The 21,113-nt window shown below is 62.1% G+C and carries 20 protein-coding genes and 2 pseudogenes; 14 read left to right on the plus strand and 8 right to left on the minus strand.

Annotated features, from left to right (window positions below):
* Positions 1-88: 88 nt before the first annotated feature.
* The 5 genes from J3489_RS32285 (at position 89) to J3489_RS32305 (ending at position 5,123) form a co-directional block, all read left to right on the plus strand.
* Complete coding sequence (locus J3489_RS32285; protein ID WP_207004885.1) at positions 89-1,078, plus strand: quinone oxidoreductase family protein; 990 nt, start codon at positions 89-91, stop codon at positions 1,076-1,078.
* A 1-nt stretch (position 1,079) separates the two neighbouring features.
* Positions 1,080-1,928, plus strand: coding sequence for a TauD/TfdA dioxygenase family protein (locus J3489_RS32290; RefSeq protein ID WP_207004886.1), 849 nt, complete (start codon positions 1,080-1,082; stop codon positions 1,926-1,928).
* Between the two features lie 61 nt (positions 1,929-1,989).
* Positions 1,990-3,045, plus strand: a complete 1,056-nt coding sequence (locus J3489_RS32295) for a beta-keto acid cleavage family enzyme (RefSeq protein WP_207004887.1) — start codon at positions 1,990-1,992, stop codon at positions 3,043-3,045.
* 165 nt (positions 3,046-3,210) lie between these two features.
* Entirely contained in the window at positions 3,211-4,566 is a 1,356-nt protein-coding gene (locus tag J3489_RS32300; RefSeq protein ID WP_207004888.1) for an MFS transporter, read from the plus strand.
* The gene (locus J3489_RS32305; protein WP_207004889.1) at positions 4,563-5,123 is read left to right on the plus strand and encodes an RBBP9/YdeN family alpha/beta hydrolase; all 561 of its coding nucleotides are present in this window, start codon (positions 4,563-4,565) and stop codon (positions 5,121-5,123) included. The genes J3489_RS32300 and J3489_RS32305 overlap by 4 nt, the downstream gene beginning before the upstream one ends.
* 300 nt (positions 5,124-5,423) lie before the next feature.
* On the opposite strand, the gene J3489_RS32310 is transcribed toward J3489_RS32305, so the two are convergent.
* Entirely contained in the window at positions 5,424-5,903 is a 480-nt protein-coding gene (locus tag J3489_RS32310) for a VOC family protein (RefSeq protein WP_207004890.1), read from the minus strand.
* A 354-nt stretch (positions 5,904-6,257) separates the two neighbouring features.
* Between J3489_RS32310 and J3489_RS32315 the strand changes: the two genes are divergently transcribed.
* The 8 genes from J3489_RS32315 to J3489_RS32350 all read left to right on the plus strand — a co-directional run bounded on the left by J3489_RS32315 (position 6,258) and on the right by J3489_RS32350 (position 14,407).
* A complete protein-coding gene (locus tag J3489_RS32315; RefSeq protein ID WP_207004891.1) occupies positions 6,258-7,118 on the plus strand; it encodes a MurR/RpiR family transcriptional regulator in 861 nt (286 codons plus the stop codon).
* Positions 7,119-7,347: 229 nt separating this feature from the next.
* A complete protein-coding gene (glnH, locus tag J3489_RS32320; protein ID WP_207004892.1) occupies positions 7,348-8,100 on the plus strand; it encodes a glutamine ABC transporter substrate-binding protein GlnH in 753 nt (250 codons plus the stop codon).
* Positions 8,101-8,167: 67 nt separating this feature from the next.
* Positions 8,168-8,824 (plus strand): glutamine ABC transporter permease GlnP, encoded by a 657-nt coding sequence (glnP, locus tag J3489_RS32325; RefSeq protein ID WP_207004893.1) that lies wholly within the window; start codon positions 8,168-8,170, stop codon positions 8,822-8,824.
* On the plus strand, positions 8,821-9,549 hold the full coding sequence (glnQ, locus tag J3489_RS32330) for a glutamine ABC transporter ATP-binding protein GlnQ (RefSeq protein ID WP_207004894.1): 729 nt from the start codon (positions 8,821-8,823) through the stop codon (positions 9,547-9,549). The genes glnP and glnQ overlap by 4 nt, the downstream gene beginning before the upstream one ends.
* A 16-nt stretch (positions 9,550-9,565) precedes the next feature.
* Positions 9,566-10,600, plus strand: a complete 1,035-nt coding sequence (locus tag J3489_RS32335) for a C45 family autoproteolytic acyltransferase/hydrolase (protein ID WP_207004895.1) — start codon at positions 9,566-9,568, stop codon at positions 10,598-10,600.
* Between the two features lie 11 nt (positions 10,601-10,611).
* Complete coding sequence (locus tag J3489_RS32340; protein ID WP_242540481.1) at positions 10,612-11,394, plus strand: enoyl-CoA hydratase/isomerase family protein; 783 nt, start codon at positions 10,612-10,614, stop codon at positions 11,392-11,394.
* A gap of 2 nt (positions 11,395-11,396) precedes the next feature.
* Positions 11,397-13,571, plus strand: a complete 2,175-nt coding sequence (locus J3489_RS32345) for an acetate--CoA ligase family protein (RefSeq protein WP_207004897.1) — start codon at positions 11,397-11,399, stop codon at positions 13,569-13,571.
* A 20-nt stretch (positions 13,572-13,591) separates the two neighbouring features.
* Complete coding sequence (locus J3489_RS32350; protein ID WP_207004898.1) at positions 13,592-14,407, plus strand: enoyl-CoA hydratase-related protein; 816 nt, start codon at positions 13,592-13,594, stop codon at positions 14,405-14,407.
* 182 nt (positions 14,408-14,589) lie between these two features.
* Here J3489_RS32350 and J3489_RS32355 read toward each other — a convergent pair whose 3' ends face one another.
* On the minus strand, positions 14,590-15,582 hold the full coding sequence (locus J3489_RS32355; protein ID WP_207004899.1) for an alpha/beta fold hydrolase: 993 nt from the start codon (positions 15,580-15,582) through the stop codon (positions 14,590-14,592).
* A 366-nt stretch (positions 15,583-15,948) separates the two neighbouring features.
* On the opposite strand from J3489_RS32355, the pseudogene J3489_RS32360 reads away from it, so the two are divergent.
* Positions 15,949-16,208, plus strand: a pseudogene (locus tag J3489_RS32360) (transposase); the annotation flags it as partial.
* Between the two features lie 134 nt (positions 16,209-16,342).
* On the opposite strand, the pseudogene J3489_RS38075 reads toward J3489_RS32360, so the two are convergent.
* The 6 genes and pseudogenes from J3489_RS38075 to J3489_RS32385 all read right to left on the minus strand — a co-directional run.
* A pseudogene (locus J3489_RS38075) lies at positions 16,343-16,474 on the minus strand (cupin domain-containing protein); the annotation flags it as partial.
* A 44-nt stretch (positions 16,475-16,518) separates the two neighbouring features.
* Positions 16,519-17,262, minus strand: a complete 744-nt coding sequence (locus J3489_RS32365; RefSeq protein ID WP_207004900.1) for an SDR family oxidoreductase — start codon at positions 17,260-17,262, stop codon at positions 16,519-16,521.
* A gap of 403 nt (positions 17,263-17,665) precedes the next feature.
* Positions 17,666-18,667 (minus strand): LysR family transcriptional regulator, encoded by a 1,002-nt coding sequence (locus J3489_RS32370; RefSeq protein ID WP_207004901.1) that lies wholly within the window; start codon positions 18,665-18,667, stop codon positions 17,666-17,668.
* Positions 18,668-18,775: 108 nt separating this feature from the next.
* Positions 18,776-19,183, minus strand: a complete 408-nt coding sequence (locus J3489_RS32375) for a cupin domain-containing protein (RefSeq protein ID WP_207004902.1) — start codon at positions 19,181-19,183, stop codon at positions 18,776-18,778.
* A gap of 74 nt (positions 19,184-19,257) precedes the next feature.
* Entirely contained in the window at positions 19,258-19,737 is a 480-nt protein-coding gene (locus J3489_RS32380; protein ID WP_207004903.1) for a carboxymuconolactone decarboxylase family protein, read from the minus strand.
* A gap of 186 nt (positions 19,738-19,923) precedes the next feature.
* Positions 19,924-20,805, minus strand: a complete 882-nt coding sequence (locus tag J3489_RS32385; protein WP_207004904.1) for an RNA polymerase sigma-70 factor — start codon at positions 20,803-20,805, stop codon at positions 19,924-19,926.
* Between the last annotated feature and the right edge of the window lie 308 nt (positions 20,806-21,113).

The raw sequence follows: 21,113 nt of genomic DNA on the forward strand, positions 1-21,113 counted from the left end.
GGTCTTCGAAGGCCAGCTGACGCCGCCATGCGGCGGCACGTGTGGCGGCGGGGACGGACTATGCTCGAAGCAACAACTGGAGACATGAATGGCACACGCGATTCGCTTTTATGAAACCGGCGGCCCCGAAGTGCTGCGCTGGGAGAGCGTCGACGTCGGCGAACCCGGGCCCGGCGAGGTCAGGATTCGCCACGCGGCGGTCGGCCTGAACTTCGCCGACACCTATTTCCGCTCCGGCCTCTATCCCGTGCCGCTGCCCTCCGGCATCGGCGTGGAAGCAGCGGGCGTGGTCGAAGCCGTTGGCGACGGCGTGTCCAACGTGGCGGTGGGCGACCGCGTGACTTATACCGGCTTCCTCAACACGCTGGGTGCGTACAGCACCAAGCGCCTGATTCCGGCAGCACCGCTCATCAAGCTGCCCGAGGCCATCACGTGCGACACAGCCGCCGCCATGACCATGCGCGGCCTCACGTCGGCTTACCTCCTGCGCCGCATCCATGCCTTCAAGGAAGGCGACAGCATTCTCCTGCACGCGGCGGCCGGCGGCGTTGGCCTGATCGTGTCGCAGTGGGCAAAGCTTCTGGGTCTGAACGTGATCGGCACGGTGTCGAGCGAAGCCAAGGCGACAGTCGCTCGTGCCCATGGCTGCGACCACGTCGTCTTCTATCGGCACGAAGACGTCGCGAAACGCGTGCGCGAGCTGACCGACGGCAAAGGCGTCGACGTCGTGTTCGACAGCGTCGGCAAGGACACCTTCGAAGCCTCGCTGGACTCGCTCAAGCGCCGCGGCCTGATGGTTTGCGTGGGCACCGCGTCGGGCCCGATTCCCCACTTCAATCCGCAGATGCTCGCCATGAAGGGATCACTCTATCTGACGCGCCCGGCGCTTGCCGACTACATCGCCGATCCGGCCGAAAAGGCGGATCTTGCGGGCGAGCTGTTCAGTCACGTCGCCGCCGGCCGCATCAAGATCGAGATCAATCAGCGCTACGACCTGAAGGACGCCGTGCAGGCGCATCGCGACCTCGAGGCTGGCAAGACCACGGGTTCCTCCGTGTTCATGGTCGAGGGAGGCTGACATGAGGATCGAACCGCTCACCTGCTCGATTGGCGCGGAACTGGTCGGCGTCAATCTCGCCGACGCCGTGCACAACGACGGCCTCTTCGCCGAGATCCGCGCCGCGCTGCTCAAGCACCGCGTGCTGTTCCTGCGCGACCAGGATTTCGCGCGCGCCGAGCATGTCGCATTCGCGCGGCGCTTCGGCGAGCTCGAGGATCATCCGGTCGCGGGCAGCGACCCGGAGCATCCCGGCCTCGTGCGGATCTACAAGTCGCCGGAGCAACCAAACGACCGCTACGAGAACGCGTGGCATAGCGACGCCACGTGGCGCGTCGCGCCGCCGTTCGGCTGCGTGCTGCGCTGTGTCGAATGCCCGCCCGTCGGCGGCGACACGATGTGGGCGAACATGGTGCTCGCCTACGAAAACCTGCCCGCGCACGTCAAGGAGCAAATCGACGGCCTGCGCGCCCGCCACAGCATCGAGGCGAGCTTTGGGGCCGCGATGCCGATCGAGAAGCGCCTCGCGCTCAAGACCCAGTATCCCGACGCGGAGCATCCCGTAGTGCGCACGCATCCCGAGACCGGCGAGAAAGTGCTGTTCGTCAACGCGTTCACGACGCACTTCACGAACTACCACACGCCCGAGCGCGTGCGCTTCGGCCAGGATGCGAACCCGGGCGCGAGCCATTTGCTGAACTACCTGATCAGCCAGGCCTACATCCCCGAATACCAGGTGCGCTGGCGCTGGAAGAAGAACAGCGTCGCGATCTGGGACAACCGCAGCACCCAGCATTACGCGGTGATGGATTACCCGCCGTGCACGCGCAAGATGGAACGCGCCGCGATCATAGGCGACGTGCCGTATTGATCGCGCGCCTCGCCCCGAACGCCCTTCACGCTCATCAGATACCGGATTACTGGAGAACACCATGCAATTTCTCGACGATTCGCTGCACCCCGAAAACCAGGACAACGTCGTCATCACCGTCGCGCCGTACGGGCCGGAATGGATGCCCGCGGACTTCCCCGAAGACATCCCCGTCACAATGGAAGAACACGTGCAAAAGGCCGTCGACTGCTATAACGCCGGCGCGACTGTGCTGCACATGCACGTGCGCGAGCTGGATGGCAAGGGCAGCAAGCGCCTGTCGAAGTTCAACGAGCTGCTCGCCGGTCTGCACGAGGCGGTGCCCGACATGATCCTGCAGGTCGGCGGCTCGATCTCGTTCGCGCCCGAGGACGAAGGCGCCTCGGCGAAGTGGCTGTCGGACGACACGCGCCATATGCTCGCCGAGCTCACGCCGAAGCCCGACCAGGTGACGGTCGCGATCAACACGGTGCAGATGAACATCACCGAGCTGATGAACCCCGACGAGGTCGCCGGCACGTCGCTGCGCGAACCGGCCTACTGGGAGGCGTACAAGGAAATGACCGTGCCGGCCGGCCCGGGCTGGGTCGAGGAGCATCTGAAGCGCCTGCAGGCCGCAGGCATCCAGCCGCACTTCCAGGTCACCGGCATGCATTCGCTGGAGACGCTCGAGCGGCTGATTCGCCGCGGCGTCTACCGCGGCCCGCTGAACGTTACGTGGGTCGGCATCGGCGGCGGCTTCGACGGCCCGAATCCGTACAACTTCATGGAGTTCATCCGCCGCTGTCCGGACGGCTCGTGCATCACGCTCGAGTCGTTGATGAAGAACGTGTTGCCGATCAACACAATGGCAATGGCGATGGGCCTGCATCCGCGCTGCGGGATCGAGGACACGCTCATCGACCAGAAAGGCGACCGGATGACGTCCGTCCAACAGATCGAGCAGTGCGTGCGGATCGCACGCGAGCTGGGCCGCGAGGTCGCAAACGGCAAGGAGGCGCGTGAGATCTACAAGATCGGCGTCCAGTACAAGGATGCCGACGAGACCCTGGCGAAGCTCGGCATGACACCCAACCGCAAGCCTGGGCAGCTCAACGTGCCGCTGCGCGCAGCCTGAGGCCCGTGCGGCGGAACGCCCCCTGTCGTTCCACCGCGCCTTCCCCTGCCCGATCATCCCGTCGCGACACCGGCCTCGAGCGAGCGCCCTGACACAAACATCGAGCGGTCCCGCGCAAGCTCTTGCGCGGACGAACCGCCCGGCGACGTTTTGGAGGAGACAACCTTGTACCTGCATAGTGTCAAACCCGCATCGGGTGACGTCGCCGCACCGCCCGCCGTCTCGCGCACCTATGCGTGGACCGTCTTCGCGCTGACCTTCGGCCTGCTGCTGTCCGACTACATGTCGCGGCAGGTTCTGAACGCAGTGTTTCCGCTTCTGAAAGTCACATGGGGCCTGTCCGACACGCGGCTCGGCGCGCTCAGCAGCGTCGTCGCGCTAATGGTCGGCGTCCTCACCTTCCCGCTCTCGGTACTCGCCGATCGCTGGGGGCGCGTCCGCAGCGTCATCCTGATGGGTGCGCTCTGGAGCCTCGCGACGCTCGGCTGCGCGATCTCGCGCAATTACGGCGACATGCTGCTTGCGCGCGCATTCGTCGGCGTCGGCGAGGCCGCTTACGGCAGCGTCGGCTTGGCGATCGTACTGAGCATCTTTCCGCCGTCGCTGCGCGCCACGCTCACGGGCGCGTTCATGGCTGGCGGCGCGTTCGGCTCCGTGTTCGGCATGTCGCTCGGCGGCGTGGTTGCCGCGCATCTCGGCTGGCGCTGGTCGTTCGGCGCGATGGCGGCGTTCGGCTTCATGCTCGTCGTCGCGTATCGGCTGACTGTGACCGAGAAGCGTGTCGGCGCATCACGCTGGGCCGAGGAGGGCCGCGCGCTGGCGCAACCCGCCACGCGCCCGAGCTTCCGCGCGCTGTTGAAGGGGCTGTTCTCGACGGTGTCCGTGAATTGCGCCTATGTCGGCAGCGCGCTGCAGCTCTTCATCATGGGCGCCGTGCTCGCCTGGATGCCCAGCTTCCTGAACCGCTATTACGGCTTCGCTCCGGACAAGGCCGGCGTGGGCGCCGCTGCTTTTCTGTTGTTGGGCGGCGCCGGGATGATCTTGTGCGGCATCGCCACCGACCGGGTCAGCCGAGTCCTCCCGATCCGCAAGTGGGTCTCGGCAATCGTCTACTCGCTAAGCTCGTTCGTCCTGCTCGTCGTCGGCTTCCATCTGCATGCGGGCCCCGTGCAGCTCGTCTTGATCGCCATTGGCATTTTCCTCGTCGCGGGTACATCCGGCCCAGCAGGCGCGATGGTCGCCAGGCTGACGCCGGAAGCGATCCACGCCTCGGCCTTCGGCACGCTCACGCTGGTCAACAACCTGCTCGGCCTCGCGCCCGGCCCGCTCGTCACGGGCATGATCGCCGACCGAATAGGCCTCCTCGGCGCGTTGCAGGTCATCCCGTTCGCCGCGCTCGTCGCCACGCTCGCGTTCGTCGTCGGCAAGCGGCACTACCCGGGGGATCTGCAGCACCTCGCAACCCTGGAAAAGGCCGCGGCTTCGCAAAAGTGCTTTACCTCATTGGAACGCAACGCATGAAATCTGTCTCGATCCCAACGCTCCTGATCGTTCCCGGTCTGCGCGACCACGTGGAGGATCATTGGCAAACCCACCTCGAACGCAAGATGCCGGGCGCACGCTCGGTGCCGCCGCTCGAGTACGACAAGCTCAGTTGCACGGCGCGCGTCGCGGCGCTCGATGCGGCCCTCGCGCAAATCCACGGGCCCGTCGTGCTCGTCGCGCATAGCGCGGGCGTGATGATCACCGTGCACTGGGCCCAGCAGCATCAGCGCCCGATCCACGGCGCGCTACTCGCCGCACCAGCCGATCTCGAAACGCCGATGCCCGAAGGCTATCCGACGCGGGACGTACTGGAAGAGCACGGCTGGCTGCCGATCCCGCGCGAGCGCCTGCCTTTTCCGAGCATCGTCGCGAGCAGCGCTAACGATCCGCTGGGAGGTTTCGAACGGGTCGAGGCACTGGCGCAAGCATGGGGAAGCCGAATCGTGAACGTCGGCGCGGCCGGACATCTGAATCCGGCCGCCGGCTACGGCAAGTGGCCGAAGGCCGAAGAGTTGATTGCGGAACTCGTTTAACGGATAGCTGGCGGCTCGATCTCGAGTGTCTCTTGCCAAAGTGAAAGGGACGTTCGAGCGTCCATGTCAGGGCGATGGCCAACGGCCAAAACTGGCCGGCCACTGCCTCACGGCGATCGGCGGCACCCGCAAGAGACGCTCGACTTGCTCAATAACGGACGTTAGCGAGTTGCCCTTGCCGACTTAATGGCACTGGCCGAGCAGCGACCAATCCGAATGGCATAAACCGGACAGCCGTTCCCGACCAACGCAAGCGGACGCTCAGTCGCGGCGACGCGGGCTTGTCCGGCATCGAGAGCGTCAGCCGCGTCGAGCCGCTTCGATCGCAGCTATGTCGATCTTTCCCATCCGCATCATGGCTTCGAACGCGCGCTTGGCTGCCGCTCGATCAGGATCGGCGATCGCGGCCGTCAGGGCGCGTGGAGTGATCTGCCACGACAGTCCCCACTTGTCCTTGCACCAGCCGCATGCGCTTTCCTGGCCGCCGTTTCCGACAATCGCGTTCCATAAGCGGTCCGTTTCGGCCTGGTCATCGGTCGCAACTTGAAACGAGAATGACTCGTTGTGCTTGAACGCCGGGCCTCCGTTCAGGCCGAGACAAGGGATACCCACCACCGTGAACTCGACCGTCAAGACATCGCCCTGCTTGCCCGCGGGGTAGTCGCCAGGCGCGCGATGGACGGCTCCCACCGCGCTGTCCGGGAACGTCTCGGCGTAGAACTTCGCGGCGTCCAGCGCGGTGCCGTCGTACCAGAGACAAATCGTGTTCTTGCTGATCATCTTGATTCTCCTGAATTTGGACAGATTCGCGCATTCAAGCCGCGCAGGCACTCGGACTACGGCAACTTGCGTATCAGGGGATGATGCGCATGAGCGATCGTCCGCCACGGCGCCTATTGAGTGGAATCGTATCCGCTAGGAGTTTGCCTCCGGCGGCGCTAACGAGCTCAGCGGAACAATAAGGACAATGCATAGGCTGTGGTGTGCGACGATTCACCATCGCGCCCGTTGTCGATGACCCGTTGCCTGCTTGCGCAGACTACAGGCGCACAGGTCCGTTAATAAACGGGTTTGTGTTGTCAGTGGCGTGGCGCATACGTAACATTTGTTGTCGACATCATTCCGGCCATAGCTATGACCGCCTCCTTTGAAGAACTTGTCGTGTCCATCCGGGCGCGTTTTCCCGACCTTAGTCCGCAGTTCCAGGCCGGGGCCGCGTTTTTACTCGATAACCCTGACGAAGTCGCCGTTTCGTCAATGCGCAAGGTCGCTGAACGCGCCAGAGTTCAACCGGCGGCCCTCGTTCGCCTTTCACAGCTGCTTGGCTTTCCCGGATGGAACGAATTACGGAAAATCTTTATTTCCCGCCTTCGCACCCGTCCGGAACCCTTGAGCAGCAAGGCGCGAACGCTCGTGAAGGGCGGCAATCATGCAGCCTTCGCCCACGACATGGAGGTTGCGCAACAGCACAACCTCGCGACGACTTTCGCCCAGAATGGGGCTCGCATCGTCAATGCGGCCAGATTGCTCAGAAAAGCGCCGCATGTCCATATCGGCGGCTTCCGCTCCTGCTTCCCGATTGCGTTCAGCCTCCTCTATGGGTACCGGCTCTTCCGCTCTTCGGTGAGCCTCGTGTCCGGGGAAGCGGGCACGCTTGAAATGCAGCTGCGCAGCATCGCAAAAGGGCATGCAGCAGTGGTCATCAGTTTCGCCCCGTATTCACGCGAGGCCGCGCGCGTTGCGGAAGTCGCCAGAGAACAGGGCAGCATGCTCGTCGCCATCACGGACAGCGCGGTTTCTCCCATTGCGCTGAACGCCGATGAGGTGCTCCTCTTCACGCACGACAGTCCGTCGTTTTTTCCTTCGCTTGTCGCGGCGTCCGCCATCGCCGAGTGGCTTGTCGCCCATCTTCTGGCACTCGAGGGAAATACGGCCGTCCGGCATTTGTCCGAGGCGGAAGAGGTTCTGCACGCGAAGGGCGCATACGTAAGCTGACCTCGGTCAGTCGTGTCGCCATTGCCCGCGTGCCCTGACGCGGGGGCTACGGGTTTCCCCCTGGCAAATTTTTGTTGACGTCCTTTATCGGCGGAGTAGCATCTGTTTTGACAACAAACGTTGCGCAACATATGAATTAAGCATCGCATGTTGCGCCGCATGGAGTATTGCTGTCATCGGTCCCGCCCGCGTCGCGGAGGGCGCCTTGTCAAGTACTGCGGAGAGAATCATGGGACGTCGTTCCTTCCTTATGTCCGTCATTGCTGTTGCCATGTTTGGCGCGAGCATCGCACACGCGCAAAGCAAAGAACTGGTCGTCGGCACCGACACTTCATTCATGCCGTTCGAGTTCAAGCAGGGGGACAAGTACGTCGGCTTCGACCTTGACCTGTGGGCCGAAATCGCGAAGGACCAAGGCTGGAAGTACAAGATTCAGCCGATGGACTTCGCTGGTCTGATTCCGGCTCTTCAAACCCAAAACATCGACGTCGCGCTTTCGGGCATGACCATCAAGGAGGAGCGCAAGAAGGCTATCGATTTTTCGGACCCGTATTACGACAGCGGACTCGCTGCGATGGTGCAAATCGGCGACACGAGCATCAAGTCTATTGACGACCTGAATGGCAAGGTCATCGGCGCAAAAACGGGCACCGCCACTATCGACTGGATCAAGGCACACCTGAAGCCGAAGGAAATCCGCCAGTTCCCCAACATCGACGAGGCCTATCTGGCCCTGGAAGCGGGCCGTGTCGACGCGGCCATGCACGACACGCCAAACGTCCTGTATTTCGTCAACACGGAAGGCAAAGGCAAGGTCAAGGTTGCCGGCGCCCCGGTGAGCGGCGACAAGTACGGCATCGGGTTTCCGAAGGGAAGCCCGCTGGTACCCAAGGTCAACGAAGAGCTGACCAAAATCAAGGCGGATGGCCGTTACGCCAGGCTGTACAAGAAGTGGTTCGGCTCTGAGCCGCCGAAGTCGTAATCGCTCGGAAATGAGTGCGCGGTGGTGACAACCGCCGCGCTGCCTTCGAAACAACCAGGAGCGGTCCATGGATCTCGATTGGTCAGCTATTTGGGCGGCACTTCCGGACTTGCTGGACGGCGTGAAGCTCACAGTCTTTATTGCATTTGTCGGGCTCGTCGGCGGTTTCATCGTCGGCATGATTGCCGGGATGTTCCGGGCATATGGACCCACCGTGCTGAACGTTCTGGCTCAGTTCTACATCGAGCTGATCCGGGGTACGCCAATTGTCGTGCAGGTCATGTTTCTATACTTCGCGCTGCCGGTGCTTGCGCATATCCGGATCGATGGCCTGACAGCCGCGATCATCGCGATCACGGTCAATTCGGGCGCCTATCTTGCCGAAGTGGTGCGCGGCGCCCTGTTGTCCATCTCCAAGGGCCTCACGGAAGCCGGTCTTGCGATGGGTCTGTCCATGCCACGTGTCCTCCTAAAGATTGTCGGGCCGCTCGCCTTTCGCCGGCTGATTCCGCCGCTCGGCAATCAGTGCATCGTTAGCCTGAAGGATACGTCGCTATTTATTGTCATCGGGGTGGGCGAACTGACACGAAAGGGGCAAGAAATCATCGCGGGAAATTTCCGCGCCGTGGAGATCTGGACTGCGGTTGCCCTCATCTATCTGGTTCTGACTGGCGTGATGACGCTCACACTGCGTCTCGTTGAAAAGAGGATGAGCATCCTATGAATATGGTCGAATTCCAGGGGGTCTCGAAGAGCTTCGGCCATGTCGCCGTGCTCAAGGACATCAGCCTGTGCATCGAAAGTGGGGAAGTTGTGGTTGTCGTCGGTCCGTCCGGCTCGGGCAAGTCCACGATGCTTCGCTGTATCAACGTACTGGAGAAAATCTCGGGCGGAGACTTGCTGGTCGACGGGCAGAGCGTCAAGGGCAGCGCATCCGTGATTCGTAACATCCGCCTTGAGGCCGGCATGGTCTTCCAGCAGTTCAACCTGTTTCCGCAGATGACAGCGCTGGAGAACGTCATGTTCGGCCCGATCCAGGTACGCGGAGCCTCAAGAGCCGAAGCACGCGACCAGGCAATGGCATTGCTGGATAAGGTGGGCCTCGAAGCGCGCGCCAATCATTACCCTTCCGAGTTGTCCGGGGGGCAACAGCAGCGCGTCGCGATTGCTCGCGCCTTGGCCATCAAGCCCAAGTTGATGCTGTTCGACGAGCCAACCTCGGCGCTGGACCCGGAACTTCGTCACGAAGTCCTCAAGGTCATGCAGGACCTTGCCAACGAGGGCATGACGATGATTGTCGTGACGCATGAAATCGGGTTTGCAAAGCGTGTCGGCACGCGTCTGCTGTTCATGGACCAGGGCGGCATTGCCGAGGACGGGCACCCGGCCGCGCTTATCCACACCCCGCCGACGCAGCGACTGAAAGACTTTTTGCAGCACGTGTCTTAAGCGAGGTGATGTTTTTATGCAGGTTCTAACTCCATCCGTCATTTCCGGCTCACCGTACGACATCGGATACGAACTCGGTTCGCTGGCCAGGCCGGTGATGAGTGCATACATGGGTCAAAGTGTCGCCTGGCAGGCGGTCAGCCGATGGCGCGGGCGCTCGTTTGTGCGAGACCTGCGCCAGGCTGCCCAAAGTGTGTTCCCCGACTATGTCGCAGAAATCGAAGGCATGGCGGCCGGTATGGGATGGTCCGCCGAGGACGTGTTCCTGTGGAACTGCCGCGGGGAGTTGATTCACAACGCGCCGGACGGTTGCACGACACTGGCTGCCAGGTCACCCAATGAGCGGCTCATCGCGCATAACGAAGATGGCGACCCGTATCTGCGCGACAAATGCGCGCTCGTGGACGTTCGCCCAACCGGAAAGCCCGGATTCGTGAGCTTCTACTACCCGGGCTCCCTGCCCGGACATACCTTCGCAGTGAACCGTGCCGGACTGGTACAGGCTATCAACAACCTGCGAATCAGGCACCCCGCGGTTGGGGTGCCCCGCATGGTGCTCACCCGCGCGGTGCTCGACGTCGCTTCGCTTGATGCGGCGGTCGAGGTTCTCAACGGCGTACTGCGCGCAAGCGGCTTTCACCATACGCTGGGTTGCGTAGGGGACCCGCGGCTGCTCAGTATCGAAGCAACGGTACAACGCTGCTCGGTGGTTGAGGTGGCCCAACTGTCCGGGCACGCCAATCACCTCATCCACGATGGCTGTGGCAACGAGGAGCAGATTGTCACGGCATCGTCCCGCGACCGGCAGACCCGACTCGGTGAGCTTCTTCCGGGTCTCTCCGGCGTCGGCGAGTTGAATCTCCTGCAGGTACTCTTCGACCAGGCGACGAAAGGTCTGCCCATTTACCGTGATGACCCCGCGGACCCGGACGACGAGAACACGCTCGCGACCGCGCTGTTCGTCATTCGGGAAGCCGGTGTGGAATTCGAAGTACGCCAGCAAGGTGAACTTCGATTCAAGCAATTCATGCCCCAGGACAAGGTGCAGTGACGGAGACGTTCATGGCTTTTGAAACGATTATTTACGGTGTGCAGGACGGCATTGCAGAAGTCAGGCTGAACAGACCGCATCGTCTGAACGCGGTGGTCCAGCAACTTTACGATGAGCTGGGCGTTGCGTTGAGTCTGGCGGAGGCGGACCGCGACGCACGGGTGGTCCTCATTACGGGACAGGGACGCGCATTCTGCGTCGGCGCAGACCTGAAGGAACACAAGGCGGGTCGCACCGCCTTCGAGCGTCGCGAGTACCTGCGAGGCGAGCAGGTAGTCTGCAAGCGATTGTTGACGCTCGGTAAGCCCGTGGTCGCGGCGGTCAATGGCTTCGCGCTGGGAGCCGGTGCAGAAATTGCGATTGCTTCCGACTTCGTTGTGATGGCCGCAAGCGCGAAGATCGGACTGCCTGAAATCAGCATCGGCAATTTTCTTGGTGGCGGCATCACGTATCTCCTCCCCCGGCTGGTCGGTCTGGCAAAAGCCCGCGAGCTCGTTTTCCTCGGCGAGCAGATTGACGGGCACGAAGCTGCCCGGATCGGGCTGGCAAATCGTGTGTTTCCCGATGACGGCTTTCTGCAGAGCGCGCGAGAGTTTGCACAGAAGATCGCCAGCAAGGCACCGTTCTCAATGCGGCTGGCGAAGGAACAACTGAACTTCGCGGGCGAGCGCACCCTTGACGCAGCGCTGACAGCGGAGCTGGAGGGCATGATGTTCTGTTCCACAACGAAAGACTGGCAGGAAGGGATCGATTCCTTCGCCGAGAAGCGCTCGCCGGTGTTCAAGGGAGAATAACGATGAGCAGCCACGCTCTCCATGAGATTTTCTATCCGGACTCGATTGCCGTCGTTGGCGCATCAAGGGACCAGACGAAGCGCGGCTTCCGTTCCATTCAGAAGCTGCTGGAAGACGGATACGCCGGGGCGATATACCCGATAAATCCGAAGGAATCCGAAATCCTTGGGCTCGATTGCTACGCGAGCCTGGGCGACATACCCGGCAACGTTGACCTCGTTCTGGTATGCACGCCGGCGAAGACCCTGCCACAGGTCATCGAGCAGTGTGGCAGGAAGGGCGCAAAAGGGGCGGTTGTCCTGGCGGGCGGGTTTGCCGAGGCGGGCGATGACGGGCGGCGCCTGCAGGATGAAATGGTGCGGGTTGCTCAGAGCTGTAACGTGCGTATCGTCGGGCCGAACACGTCCGGCGTGTTCAATACCCACAAAGCCTGCAACATCGTCGGCTTCAGCAATCTGAAGAAAGGTGGAATCGGCTTGCTGTCGCAGTCCGGGAACATGGCGCTTTCCCTCGTGACGGAGGCCGAGGCGAATGGGCACATCGGTCTGTCAACCTACGTGGGCATTGGCAACGAATCGGATATCCAGTTTGATGAGTACCTCGACTACTTCGCCGAAGATGAGAACACCAGGGCCGTCGTCGCGTACGTCGAGGGGATGAACAACGGGCGGGTGTTTCTGGACGCGCTGCGTCGGATAACACGCAGGAAGCCGGTCGTCCTCTACAAGTCGGGTCGCACCAGCGCCGGACGGAGTTCCGCGAAGTCGCACACCGGTGCGCTCGCCGGCGACTACGCGGTTAGCGAGGGCGTTCTGCGTCAGGCGGGTGCGGTGCTGGCTCGCAAGTCCGACGAGATTCTGTCGCTCGCTGAAGCGCTTTCGCTACTCAAGCCGCTCGCGTCGCGCCGCGTGGCGGTGCTGGCAGACGGTGGTGGGCATGCGACGATTGCTGCAGACGCCCTGAGCGAACAGGGTCTGACGCTGGCGTCTCTGAGCCAAGAAACGCAGCAGCGCCTCTCGGCAATCCTGCCGCCGTCGGCCGCCGTTGCAAACCCGGTGGATGTGGCCGGGGGAACGGACGCGAATCCTGCGGTATTTGCCGACTGCGCGCGCATTCTGCTTGAGGACCCTCAGGTCGACGGGCTGCTCATCACGGGGCTCTACGGTGGGTATGGCGTGAGGTTCTCGCAGTCGCTGACGCCCATTGAGATGCAGACCTCGTCGCGTATCGCCGGGATGCTGGAAACGTACGGCAAACCTATCATCGTGCATAGCCTGTACGGGAGTCTGTACGCGGACCTGCGACCTGCGCCGCTGACATGTATCCGTGAAGCTGGCGTGCCGGTCTACGACTCGCTTGAGCTGGCAGTCCGCTGCATGCTGGCTCTCGCCGAATTTGGCGAAACGCGAAGGCGGCCGTCAGCCGACGCGGACGGCCAAGCGGCGCGCTCGCCGGCGTTCGAGACAGTCCTTGCGTCCTGTCGCCGCGAGCACCGGACGGTTGTGCTCGAGCACGAAGCCCGGCAGGCGCTCGCGGATGCGGGCGTCCCGATGCCGGCACCCGCGATTCTGGCCAGGTCGCCGCATGAGGCCGTTGCGGCGTTCGAGCGCCTCGCATCGGTGCCGGTCGCGATGAAAATCGTGTCGCGCGACATCATCCACAAATCGGATGTCGGCGGGGTCAGGCTGAACGTTGGAAGTTCCGATGAAGTCAGGCAAGCGTTCGAAACCATCGTGGCCAACGGCCGAAAGCATGTGCAAGATCCGGACATTACCGGCGTCCTGGTGACACCCATGGCGCCCAAAGGCGGCGTCGAAATCATCATCGGGGTTGTGCGTGACCCGACTTATGGGCCGGTCATGATGTTTGGCCTCGGCGGCATTCTGGTCGAAGTGCTCAAGGACGTCGTGTTCCGCTCGCTTCCTCTCACCCAAGACGATGCGCACCGGATGCTCGCCGAGATCCGGGCCAGTGAGATTCTGAACGGGGTACGTGGAGCCGCCCCGACCGACAAGGATGCGCTGGTCAGGCTGATGATGGGCATTTCGGCGCTTTGCTCCGCGTTTCCCGAAATTGCCGAGCTGGACCTTAACCCCGTGCTGGCCTATTCCAGCGGGGTAGCCATCCTTGACGCGCGCATCCTGCTTGAGGATGTCGGCACAACCACCCCACAGTGACTTTCAACCGGGAAGCCAGAATGACCCTTGCACCTGAACTGACTGATGCGTTGCTAAGCGTCGACGGGCGTGTCGCGATACTGACCATGAACCGGGACGATGTGCGTAACGAACTGACCGGCACGAGGCTCGTCGACGATATTGAACGCACCGTACAGTGGATTAACGCCGAGGAATCTATCGGCGTCCTGATTGTGACCGGTGCCGGCAAGGCCTTTTCTTCCGGCGGAAACATCAAGCACATGTTGCATCGCGAAGGGAGTTTCGGGGGAGACGTATACGAGGTCCAGCAACGATATCGAAAAGGCATCCAGCGCCTGCCGCTGGCGATGCATCGTCTCGAGGTCCCTTCCATCGCAGCCATCAATGGCGCCGCATTGGGCGCGGGCTTCGACCTCGCCTGCATGTGCGACCTGAGACTGGCAACAACCGACGCGATCATGGGTGAGACCTTCATCAACGTGGGCATCATTCCGGGGGATGGCGGAGCGTGGTTGCTCCAGCGACTCGTCGGCTACCAGCGGGCCGCAGAGCTGACGTTTTCAGGCCGCACCTTTACCGGCGCGCAGGCCAGGGAACTTGGTATCGTTCTCGACGCCGTGAGCGCAGATCAGTTACTGGATACCGCGCAACAGTTGGCCAGGGGCCTCGCAGCAAAACCTCCGCAAGCCCTCAGGCTGACGAAGCGCCTGATGAAATCAGCCCAGCGCATGGAACTACCCGACTTCCTCGACCACTGTGCCGTGTTTCAGGGGATGTGCCACAACACCGAGGACCATATCGAAGCGCTCGCCGCGACACTCGAAAAGCGCGCACCTCAATTCAAGGGTCAATAGGCGCGCCCACTTTTACTGAAATAGCCCCGGCGCTTGCGCAAGACCGGGCCTTCCATAAAATTCTTCGGTTCAACGGGATCTGCATGGCAATTGTGGTGGTTGCACATGGGAATTAACTCTCAGATTGCATGGGTTAGCTGCCGGCACCGAAAAGCAATGTCAGCCATCGAGCCGACGGGCTTTCAACTACGAATGAACGCCGACAGGTCGGCGTTGAATTTTTCCTTATGCGTATCCGTCAATCCATGCGGCGCGCCGGGATAGACGATCAGCTTGGAGTTTTTGATCAGCTTTGCCGAAGCGCGTCCGGCGGCATCGATGGGGACAATCTGGTCATCGTCGCCGTGGATAATGAGAGTAGGCACGTCGATCTTTTTCAGGTCCTCGGTAAAATCAGTTTCCGAGAACGCCTTGATCGAGTCATAAGTGTTCTTGTGTCCGCCCTGCATGCCTTGGGCCCACCATGCGTCGATCAGCCCCTGCGAAGGTTTTGCTCCGGGACGGTTGAAGCCATAGAACGGACCGGCGGGCACATCTTTGTAGAACTGGGACCGATTGGCGAGCTGCGCGGCGCGCAGGCCATCGAAGACTTCAATTGACAAGCCAAGCGGGTTGGCGGGCGTCTTGAGCATCAAAGGCGGCACTGCTGAAACCAGCACGACTTTGGAGACCCGTCGCGTACCGTGCCGGCCGATATAGCGAGCCACCTCGCCCCCGCCCGTGGAGAAACCCACGAGTACGGCGTCGCGCAGGTCAAGGGTGTTGAACACGGCGGCCAAATCGTCGGCATAAGTGTTCATCTCGTTGCCATTCCAGGACTGGCTTGAACGGCCGTGGCCACGACGATCATGTGCGACTGCACGATACCCGTCCGACGCAACGAACATCATTTGAGATTCCCAGCTGTCCGAACTGAGTGGCCAGCCATGACAAAACACGATGGGGCGACCAGCGCCCCAGTCCTTGTAATAGAGCTGCGTGCCGTCGTTTGTCGCGATGTAACTGCCTGAGGCCTTCCCGCCTGCCTTTGCACGATGCGCCTCCTTTGCTGACGGAGCGGCCATTGCCGGGCTCGGCAAGCTAGCCACGACAAGAGAGCCAGCTGCGGCAGCGCTGCCGAGTAGCAAGTCACGCCGCGCCACGCCCTTGGTGAGGCTGCGATTATTTGAAGACATTGGCAATACTCCTTTCTTGACCGCACTCGGCGGCGTTGGATGGTCGCTCATTTACGTGAGCGCATTGCTTATAAATAGCCGACCAGGCGGATATTTAATAGGACAAGAAATTAGTACAACAGCCGCGTTGCGCTCGACTTCAATACGTAGAACCGCCCCTCGAAAGCCTACTACATGGAGAGAATCCTAGACTTCGACACAGGGTGCCGGTAGTGTCGCCACGCTGCGCACTCTGTTGTCGCGTCGGCACCAATTGCCGCGCCATGCATCGTCGCGGCCTGGGGACGCACAATTGTCCGGAATTGCCTGTCCCAGGCGAGTCAAGGTGTAAGCGAGCTTGGCCCCGCAGCTTCAAATGCGGAAGGTGGCACGCGCACCGAAAACTCCGATGGCGAGTGCCTGCTGGTAATCATCGGCGTGAAGCCGGACGGAGCAAGGAGCGCGTGGCAATCGCCGACGGCTATCGCGAGTCAAAGGACTCGTGGCGTGACCTGTCGCTGGACCTGAGGGCGCGCGGACCGCAGGCCGGCCCGCTGCTGGCCGTTCGCGACGGTGCGATGGCCCTGTGGGCTGCGCTGGAGGATATGTTCCCGAGACCAGGCACCAGCCAGCGCTGCTGGTTCCATTACGCCGACCTCCGGATTATGCCGCTGTGCGGGCGCGATGCCGCACCGCTGGCGGTGAACGCGCTTGAGAGCGTCGTTCAGCCAAGCCCGAATCGGTCGCAACGGGTGACCGGCCGGAACAAAGTCTTCCCGAACGGGGTCGTCAGTTCCGTCTCGTTCGTGTCCACCACGAACACTGCGAGGAGCTTGGCCGCTCTCGTCTCGCTGGCATTGGCGCTGACGAGATGGCGATCGCCCGCCATCTCGGAGAAGCTCTGTCCAGCCTTGTTTTCCTATTCTTCAATTGGCGTATGTGGGATCAGAGCCCTGTCTATGAGCGGCGGAGCCATTCGTCTAAACCAATGCGGCCGAGGCGCGCCTCGCCCAACGGCACCAGGGAATGCGCCTCAACACGACCGCCGAAGTATAGGGCTTCGGGGTCACGCACGACCTCACGCGGGTCGCCGACCGCCTTCAGATAGCGGGCGACGATTTCGTTGAATGGCGCGCGCTCCGGGCCGGCGATCTCGACGATGCCGTTTTGTGGCGCCGCGAGCGCCACATCGGCAACCATGGCAGCGACGTCGTCGGCCGCGATCGGCTGGAACAGGCCTGGCGAAATCCTGACTGTGTTTCCATCCGCACCGGAATCGGCAATGCCGCCAAGAAATTCCAGGAACTGGGTCGAGCGGATAACGGTGTAGGGAATGCCGGAGGCCTCGATCAGCTTCTCCTGGGCGACCTTGGCGCGAAAGTATCCATTGTCTGGCGTTCGGTCGGTCCCGACAATGGATAGTGCCACATGGTGCCCGACACCCGCTGTGGCTTCCGCCGCAAGAAGGTTGCGGCCGGAGGTCTCGAAGAATTCCAGCACCGCCTTGTCTTCAAATGACGGCGAATTGGCGAGGTCGATGACCACATGCGTGCCGGCCATGGCCTCCTGGAGCCCCTCGCCAGTAATGGTGTTGACACCGCTTTTGGGCGAGGCGGCAATGACATCGTGGCCGCCCTGCCGAAGTATGGCGACGGTCTTCGAGCCGATTAGGCCGGTGCCGCCGACGACGACGATCTTCATGGTTCACCCTCCATTGCCGACCACGGGAGCTCTTTGAATGGGCTCGCATGTGGCTAGCACAATACTACAAAAAAAGCAGATCGCAAGAACGTCGGCACCGCGTCACCGGGCCGTGCGGGGAAGCTATTGCGGGGGCGACCTCGCTTATCGGCGCATCAACCGACAGACACAAATTCTTGCATCCGTGCAGGATGCATCGTAGGCGTGGGCGGTGGCGTGCGGAAGACTCGCCGCGGGGAGCACCGCGTCGCGTTGTGAGCATCAATCAAGATATGTTCAATCTCAGCGTCTGAAGCTAAGTGGACTTCTTGCGCTTTTGCGCGCGCTTGCGATGGGAAAGATCAATCGCGGCTTGTCTGGCAGAGGCGAAGACGCGGGGAACGCATCGTCGTTCGCGGTATCGTCACTCGATGGTCAATAACGTCGTCATCGTCGTCAGACACTGCAGGTCGAGCGCCCTCGCGTGCTCGGTCATGTAGTCGATGAACACACGGATTCGGGCAGGAAGATGCTTGCGGCTGAGATAGCAGAGGTAATGGCCGCCGTCTTCGGGTGCGTGCTGCGCGAGACAACTGATCAACTGGCCTTCGCCAAGCAGATCGCACACCTGATAGGCCGGCAACTGCGCGATGCCCAGCCCGTCGAGCACTGCCTGCAGGATCAGATCCACGTCATTGAACGTATGTTGCGCGGCGGGCTGGCGCCGCTGTGCAAGACCGTCGACCTTGAATTCCCACTCCCTGACGCGGCCCGATGCCGTGCGGAAGTTGATGCAGCGATGGCCGAGCAAGTCGTCGACGTGGCGCGGCAAGCCGTGAATCCGTGCATAGGCCGGCGATGCACAGACGATCATCTGCATCGGAATCAGCTGCCGCGCGACGATTCCGCTGTCTTCCATGCGTCCGTCTCGAAACGAGACGTCGATGCGATCGGCAGTGAAGTCGGCGGGGCGATCGTTCAGCAGCAGTTCCAGCATGATCTCGGGATATTGTGTGTGAAAATTGCGCAGCAGCGGCGCGACGATCTTGCGGCCGAAGCCGGGCGCGGCGCCGATGCGCAAGTGACCGCGAGGCGGCCCATTGCGCAGCTCCCGCATGTCCTCGAGCGCCTGGGCGATGCGCTCTATGCCCGACTGACAGTTCGCGTAGAAAAGCTCTCCTTCGCGCGTGAGCGACGTGCTGCGCGTTGTGCGCTGGAAAAGACGCGCATCGAGCTGAGCCTCGAGTTTCTGCACGTTGCGGCTAACCGAGGATCGGCCGATGCCAAGGCGATCACCCGCGCGGGCAAAGCTGCCTTCATTGGCGACGGCCAGAAAGGAAACGACGCCGGCGTAACTGGTCGCAAAGCTGCATGCGAACGGATCGTCCGCGCCGGCAACGAGGCGGCGTGATGGGTAATCTGACATGGAAGCGCGAGTCGTGGAGTCCATGCACGACTAGACGTATGAGCGCCGCCATTTGTGACAGGGTCCGTCGTTTTTATTGAGGACGGAAGCGTGGGCATGCGCTCGGGCTTACTTCCCCGGCACGAGAATGGGCGCCCCCGTGTCCTTCAGCAGCAGCACGATGAACTTTGCCGGTTGAGTCTGGCTTGCGTTGCGTCCGACGGTATGAATATCGTTCGGGCCCTCATAGAAGGTCTGTCCGGGCGTCAGCGTGACTTCCTTGCCGCCCTTGACTTGCATCACGATCGATCCTTCCAGCACATAGACGAACGCGTGCGCATGATGTCGATGGACAGGATCGACGGCACCCGGCGGATAGACGACGGTGATCATCAAGGCTTCCTTGCCCGGATAGTCGTCGAGCGGCTTCGTCATCAATGGCGTGACGATGGCTGCCGGCTGCGCGGCGCGGGTCTCGCCCATCAATGCGCAGACGACGACGGCCACGGCCAGTGCAGCGTTTTTCAAGCGAAGCATGGTGGTGTGTTCCCCAAATGACGCGGCCCGCGCGCGCGGGCCGAAGATAAAGACCGACAGCACAAGCCCGCAGGTCAGGCGAGATTGGCCTTGTCGAGGCCTAACGCCTTGTCCGACGAACCCGGCACGGTCTTGAACGCGACGTTTGCGCGGTTCCACCCATTGATGGCCATGACTTCGAACGTTAGGTCCGACAGTTCCTTCTCGGCAAACTGGGTACGCACGCGCTCATAGATATCGTCGGGCACGCCGTGGTCGGGAAGCTTCGTCAGCACTTCCGTCCAGGCGAGCGCGGCACGTTCGCGCGGCGCAAAGAGCGTCGATTCGCGCCACGTCGCGAGATGATGGAGGCGCAGTTCCCGCTCGCCGTGGATGCGCGCTTCCTTCACGTGCATGTCGAGGCAGAATCCACAACCATTGATCTGCGACGCCCGGATCGACACGAGATCACGGATCGATTCTTCGATTGCGCTGTCCTTCAGCAGATTGCTGAGTTCGAGGAACTTCCTGAACAGTTCCGGCGATTGCTGAATGTAGTTGATACGTTGCGTCATGATTTCTCCTGGCGACGATGAGTGAGCACCCGGGCTTCGCGGGCGCTGCTGGCGGCCGTCGGCCGCAGGAAGTCATCGTAGGTGGGCGCGGCGTGTCGCGGTAGGCGTGCGAACGGGCTCACCGTGTTGTACGCGAGGCACCATTCGACGAGTTGAGGCGCGTCCGCGCCCGAGAGTGATCGGCGTTCAGGCGTTGGAGTGTGCCGCCGCGATGCGTGCGAGCTTGTCAGGGTTGCGCTGCACATGGATACGAACGATGCGCTCGCCGTCCGTTTCGAACGACTGTGCCGATTCGAGCTTGCCTTCGATAAAGCGCAGCAGCGCCCATTGACCGTTGAGCACCACGAGCTTGACGCTGAGTTCGCTGCCATAACGGAGCGACGGCGCGTAGAAAAGCTGTGCGATGCGCCGGCCCCCCACCATCGGTTGTGGGGAGCTCGGGACTTTGCCGCCGCCGTCGCCGATCAGCATCGCGTCTTCGGCCAGCAACGCGTTGATCGCATGGAAGTCGCCGCCCTCCAGCGCCTGCGCGAAGGTCCGCAGCAGGCGAAGATGCGTCTCGCGCGACACTTCGTAATGCGGGCGTTCGTCGCGTAGTTGCGCTTTTGCACGGCTTACCAGTTGCCGGCACGCCGCCTTCGTCTTGCCGATGGCCTCAGCGACTTCGCCGTAGTCCGCGTCGAACACCTCGCGCAGCAGGAAGGCTGCCCGCGCTTCCGGCGTCAGCCGCTCGAGCAGCGTCAGAAATGCCACGGAGACGTCGTCTGCACGCTCCGTGACCTCCTCGGGTGTCGCCGGTGAGTCGGTCATCTGCGGCTCGGGCAACCAGATGCCCGTGTAGTGTTCGCGCTGAATCTTCGCGGCGCGCAGACGGTCGATGGACATCCGTGTCGTGACCGCGACGAGCCACGCTTCCGCGTTATCGATGCTCTCGCGGGCCGCCGCATGCCAACGCAGCCAGACGTCCTGCACGATATCTTCGGCTTCGGCCACAGACCCCAGCATTCGATAGGCAATCTTCTGCAATCGGGGGCGGAGCCCGTTAAAGGCATGCGCGTCGTCGTCCATGAACAGACTTCCTCTCGCGTTTGACACAAGCGCCGCCCGAACAGCGTGCTGGCAGTTGCATATTGCCACGGATGGGACAACGCTTGAGACGCTCGACATTGCCCTTTTGATCTACAGAAATCAGAGCCATTGCGGTTCCCTTGGTCAAGGCGATAGGCGGGCATTTCCGCGAGATCGCGTCTGCACCCGATAACCGGCCATTCGGAATGGCCGGGTTCGCTACGCCGGCTAGGTTGCCCGATCGAACTTGTGTGCAAACCGCTGCGTCGCCCATTCGATGAAGGCGCGCAACCGCTGGCTCATGTGCC

The sequence above is a fragment of the Trinickia mobilis genome (genome assembly GCF_017315705.1).
Taxonomy (GTDB): domain Bacteria; phylum Pseudomonadota; class Gammaproteobacteria; order Burkholderiales; family Burkholderiaceae; genus Trinickia_A; species Trinickia_A mobilis.

Bases quoted from the DNA above. Each gene is read 5' to 3' on its own strand.
- J3489_RS32285 (WP_207004885.1), top strand. From the start codon at position 89: ATGGCACACGCGATTCGCTTTTATGAAACCGGCGGCCCCGAAGTGCTG.
- J3489_RS32290 (WP_207004886.1), top strand. From the start codon at position 1,080: ATGAGGATCGAACCGCTCACCTGCTCGATTGGCGCGGAACTGGTCGGC.
- J3489_RS32295 (WP_207004887.1), top strand. From the start codon at position 1,990: ATGCAATTTCTCGACGATTCGCTGCACCCCGAAAACCAGGACAACGTC.
- J3489_RS32305 (WP_207004889.1), top strand. From the start codon at position 4,563: ATGAAATCTGTCTCGATCCCAACGCTCCTGATCGTTCCCGGTCTGCGC.
- J3489_RS32310 (WP_207004890.1), bottom strand. From the start codon at position 5,903: ATGATCAGCAAGAACACGATTTGTCTCTGGTACGACGGCACCGCGCTG.
- J3489_RS32315 (WP_207004891.1), top strand. From the start codon at position 6,258: ATGACCGCCTCCTTTGAAGAACTTGTCGTGTCCATCCGGGCGCGTTTT.
- glnH (WP_207004892.1), top strand. From the start codon at position 7,348: ATGGGACGTCGTTCCTTCCTTATGTCCGTCATTGCTGTTGCCATGTTT.
- glnP (WP_207004893.1), top strand. From the start codon at position 8,168: ATGGATCTCGATTGGTCAGCTATTTGGGCGGCACTTCCGGACTTGCTG.
- glnQ (WP_207004894.1), top strand. From the start codon at position 8,821: ATGAATATGGTCGAATTCCAGGGGGTCTCGAAGAGCTTCGGCCATGTC.
- J3489_RS32335 (WP_207004895.1), top strand. From the start codon at position 9,566: ATGCAGGTTCTAACTCCATCCGTCATTTCCGGCTCACCGTACGACATC.
- J3489_RS32340 (WP_242540481.1), top strand. From the start codon at position 10,612: ATGGCTTTTGAAACGATTATTTACGGTGTGCAGGACGGCATTGCAGAA.
- J3489_RS32345 (WP_207004897.1), top strand. From the start codon at position 11,397: ATGAGCAGCCACGCTCTCCATGAGATTTTCTATCCGGACTCGATTGCC.
- J3489_RS32350 (WP_207004898.1), top strand. From the start codon at position 13,592: ATGACCCTTGCACCTGAACTGACTGATGCGTTGCTAAGCGTCGACGGG.
- J3489_RS32355 (WP_207004899.1), bottom strand. From the start codon at position 15,582: ATGTCTTCAAATAATCGCAGCCTCACCAAGGGCGTGGCGCGGCGTGAC.
- J3489_RS32365 (WP_207004900.1), bottom strand. From the start codon at position 17,262: ATGAAGATCGTCGTCGTCGGCGGCACCGGCCTAATCGGCTCGAAGACC.
- J3489_RS32370 (WP_207004901.1), bottom strand. From the start codon at position 18,667: ATGTCAGATTACCCATCACGCCGCCTCGTTGCCGGCGCGGACGATCCG.
- J3489_RS32375 (WP_207004902.1), bottom strand. From the start codon at position 19,183: ATGCTTCGCTTGAAAAACGCTGCACTGGCCGTGGCCGTCGTCGTCTGC.
- J3489_RS32380 (WP_207004903.1), bottom strand. From the start codon at position 19,737: ATGACGCAACGTATCAACTACATTCAGCAATCGCCGGAACTGTTCAGG.
- J3489_RS32385 (WP_207004904.1), bottom strand. From the start codon at position 20,805: ATGGACGACGACGCGCATGCCTTTAACGGGCTCCGCCCCCGATTGCAG.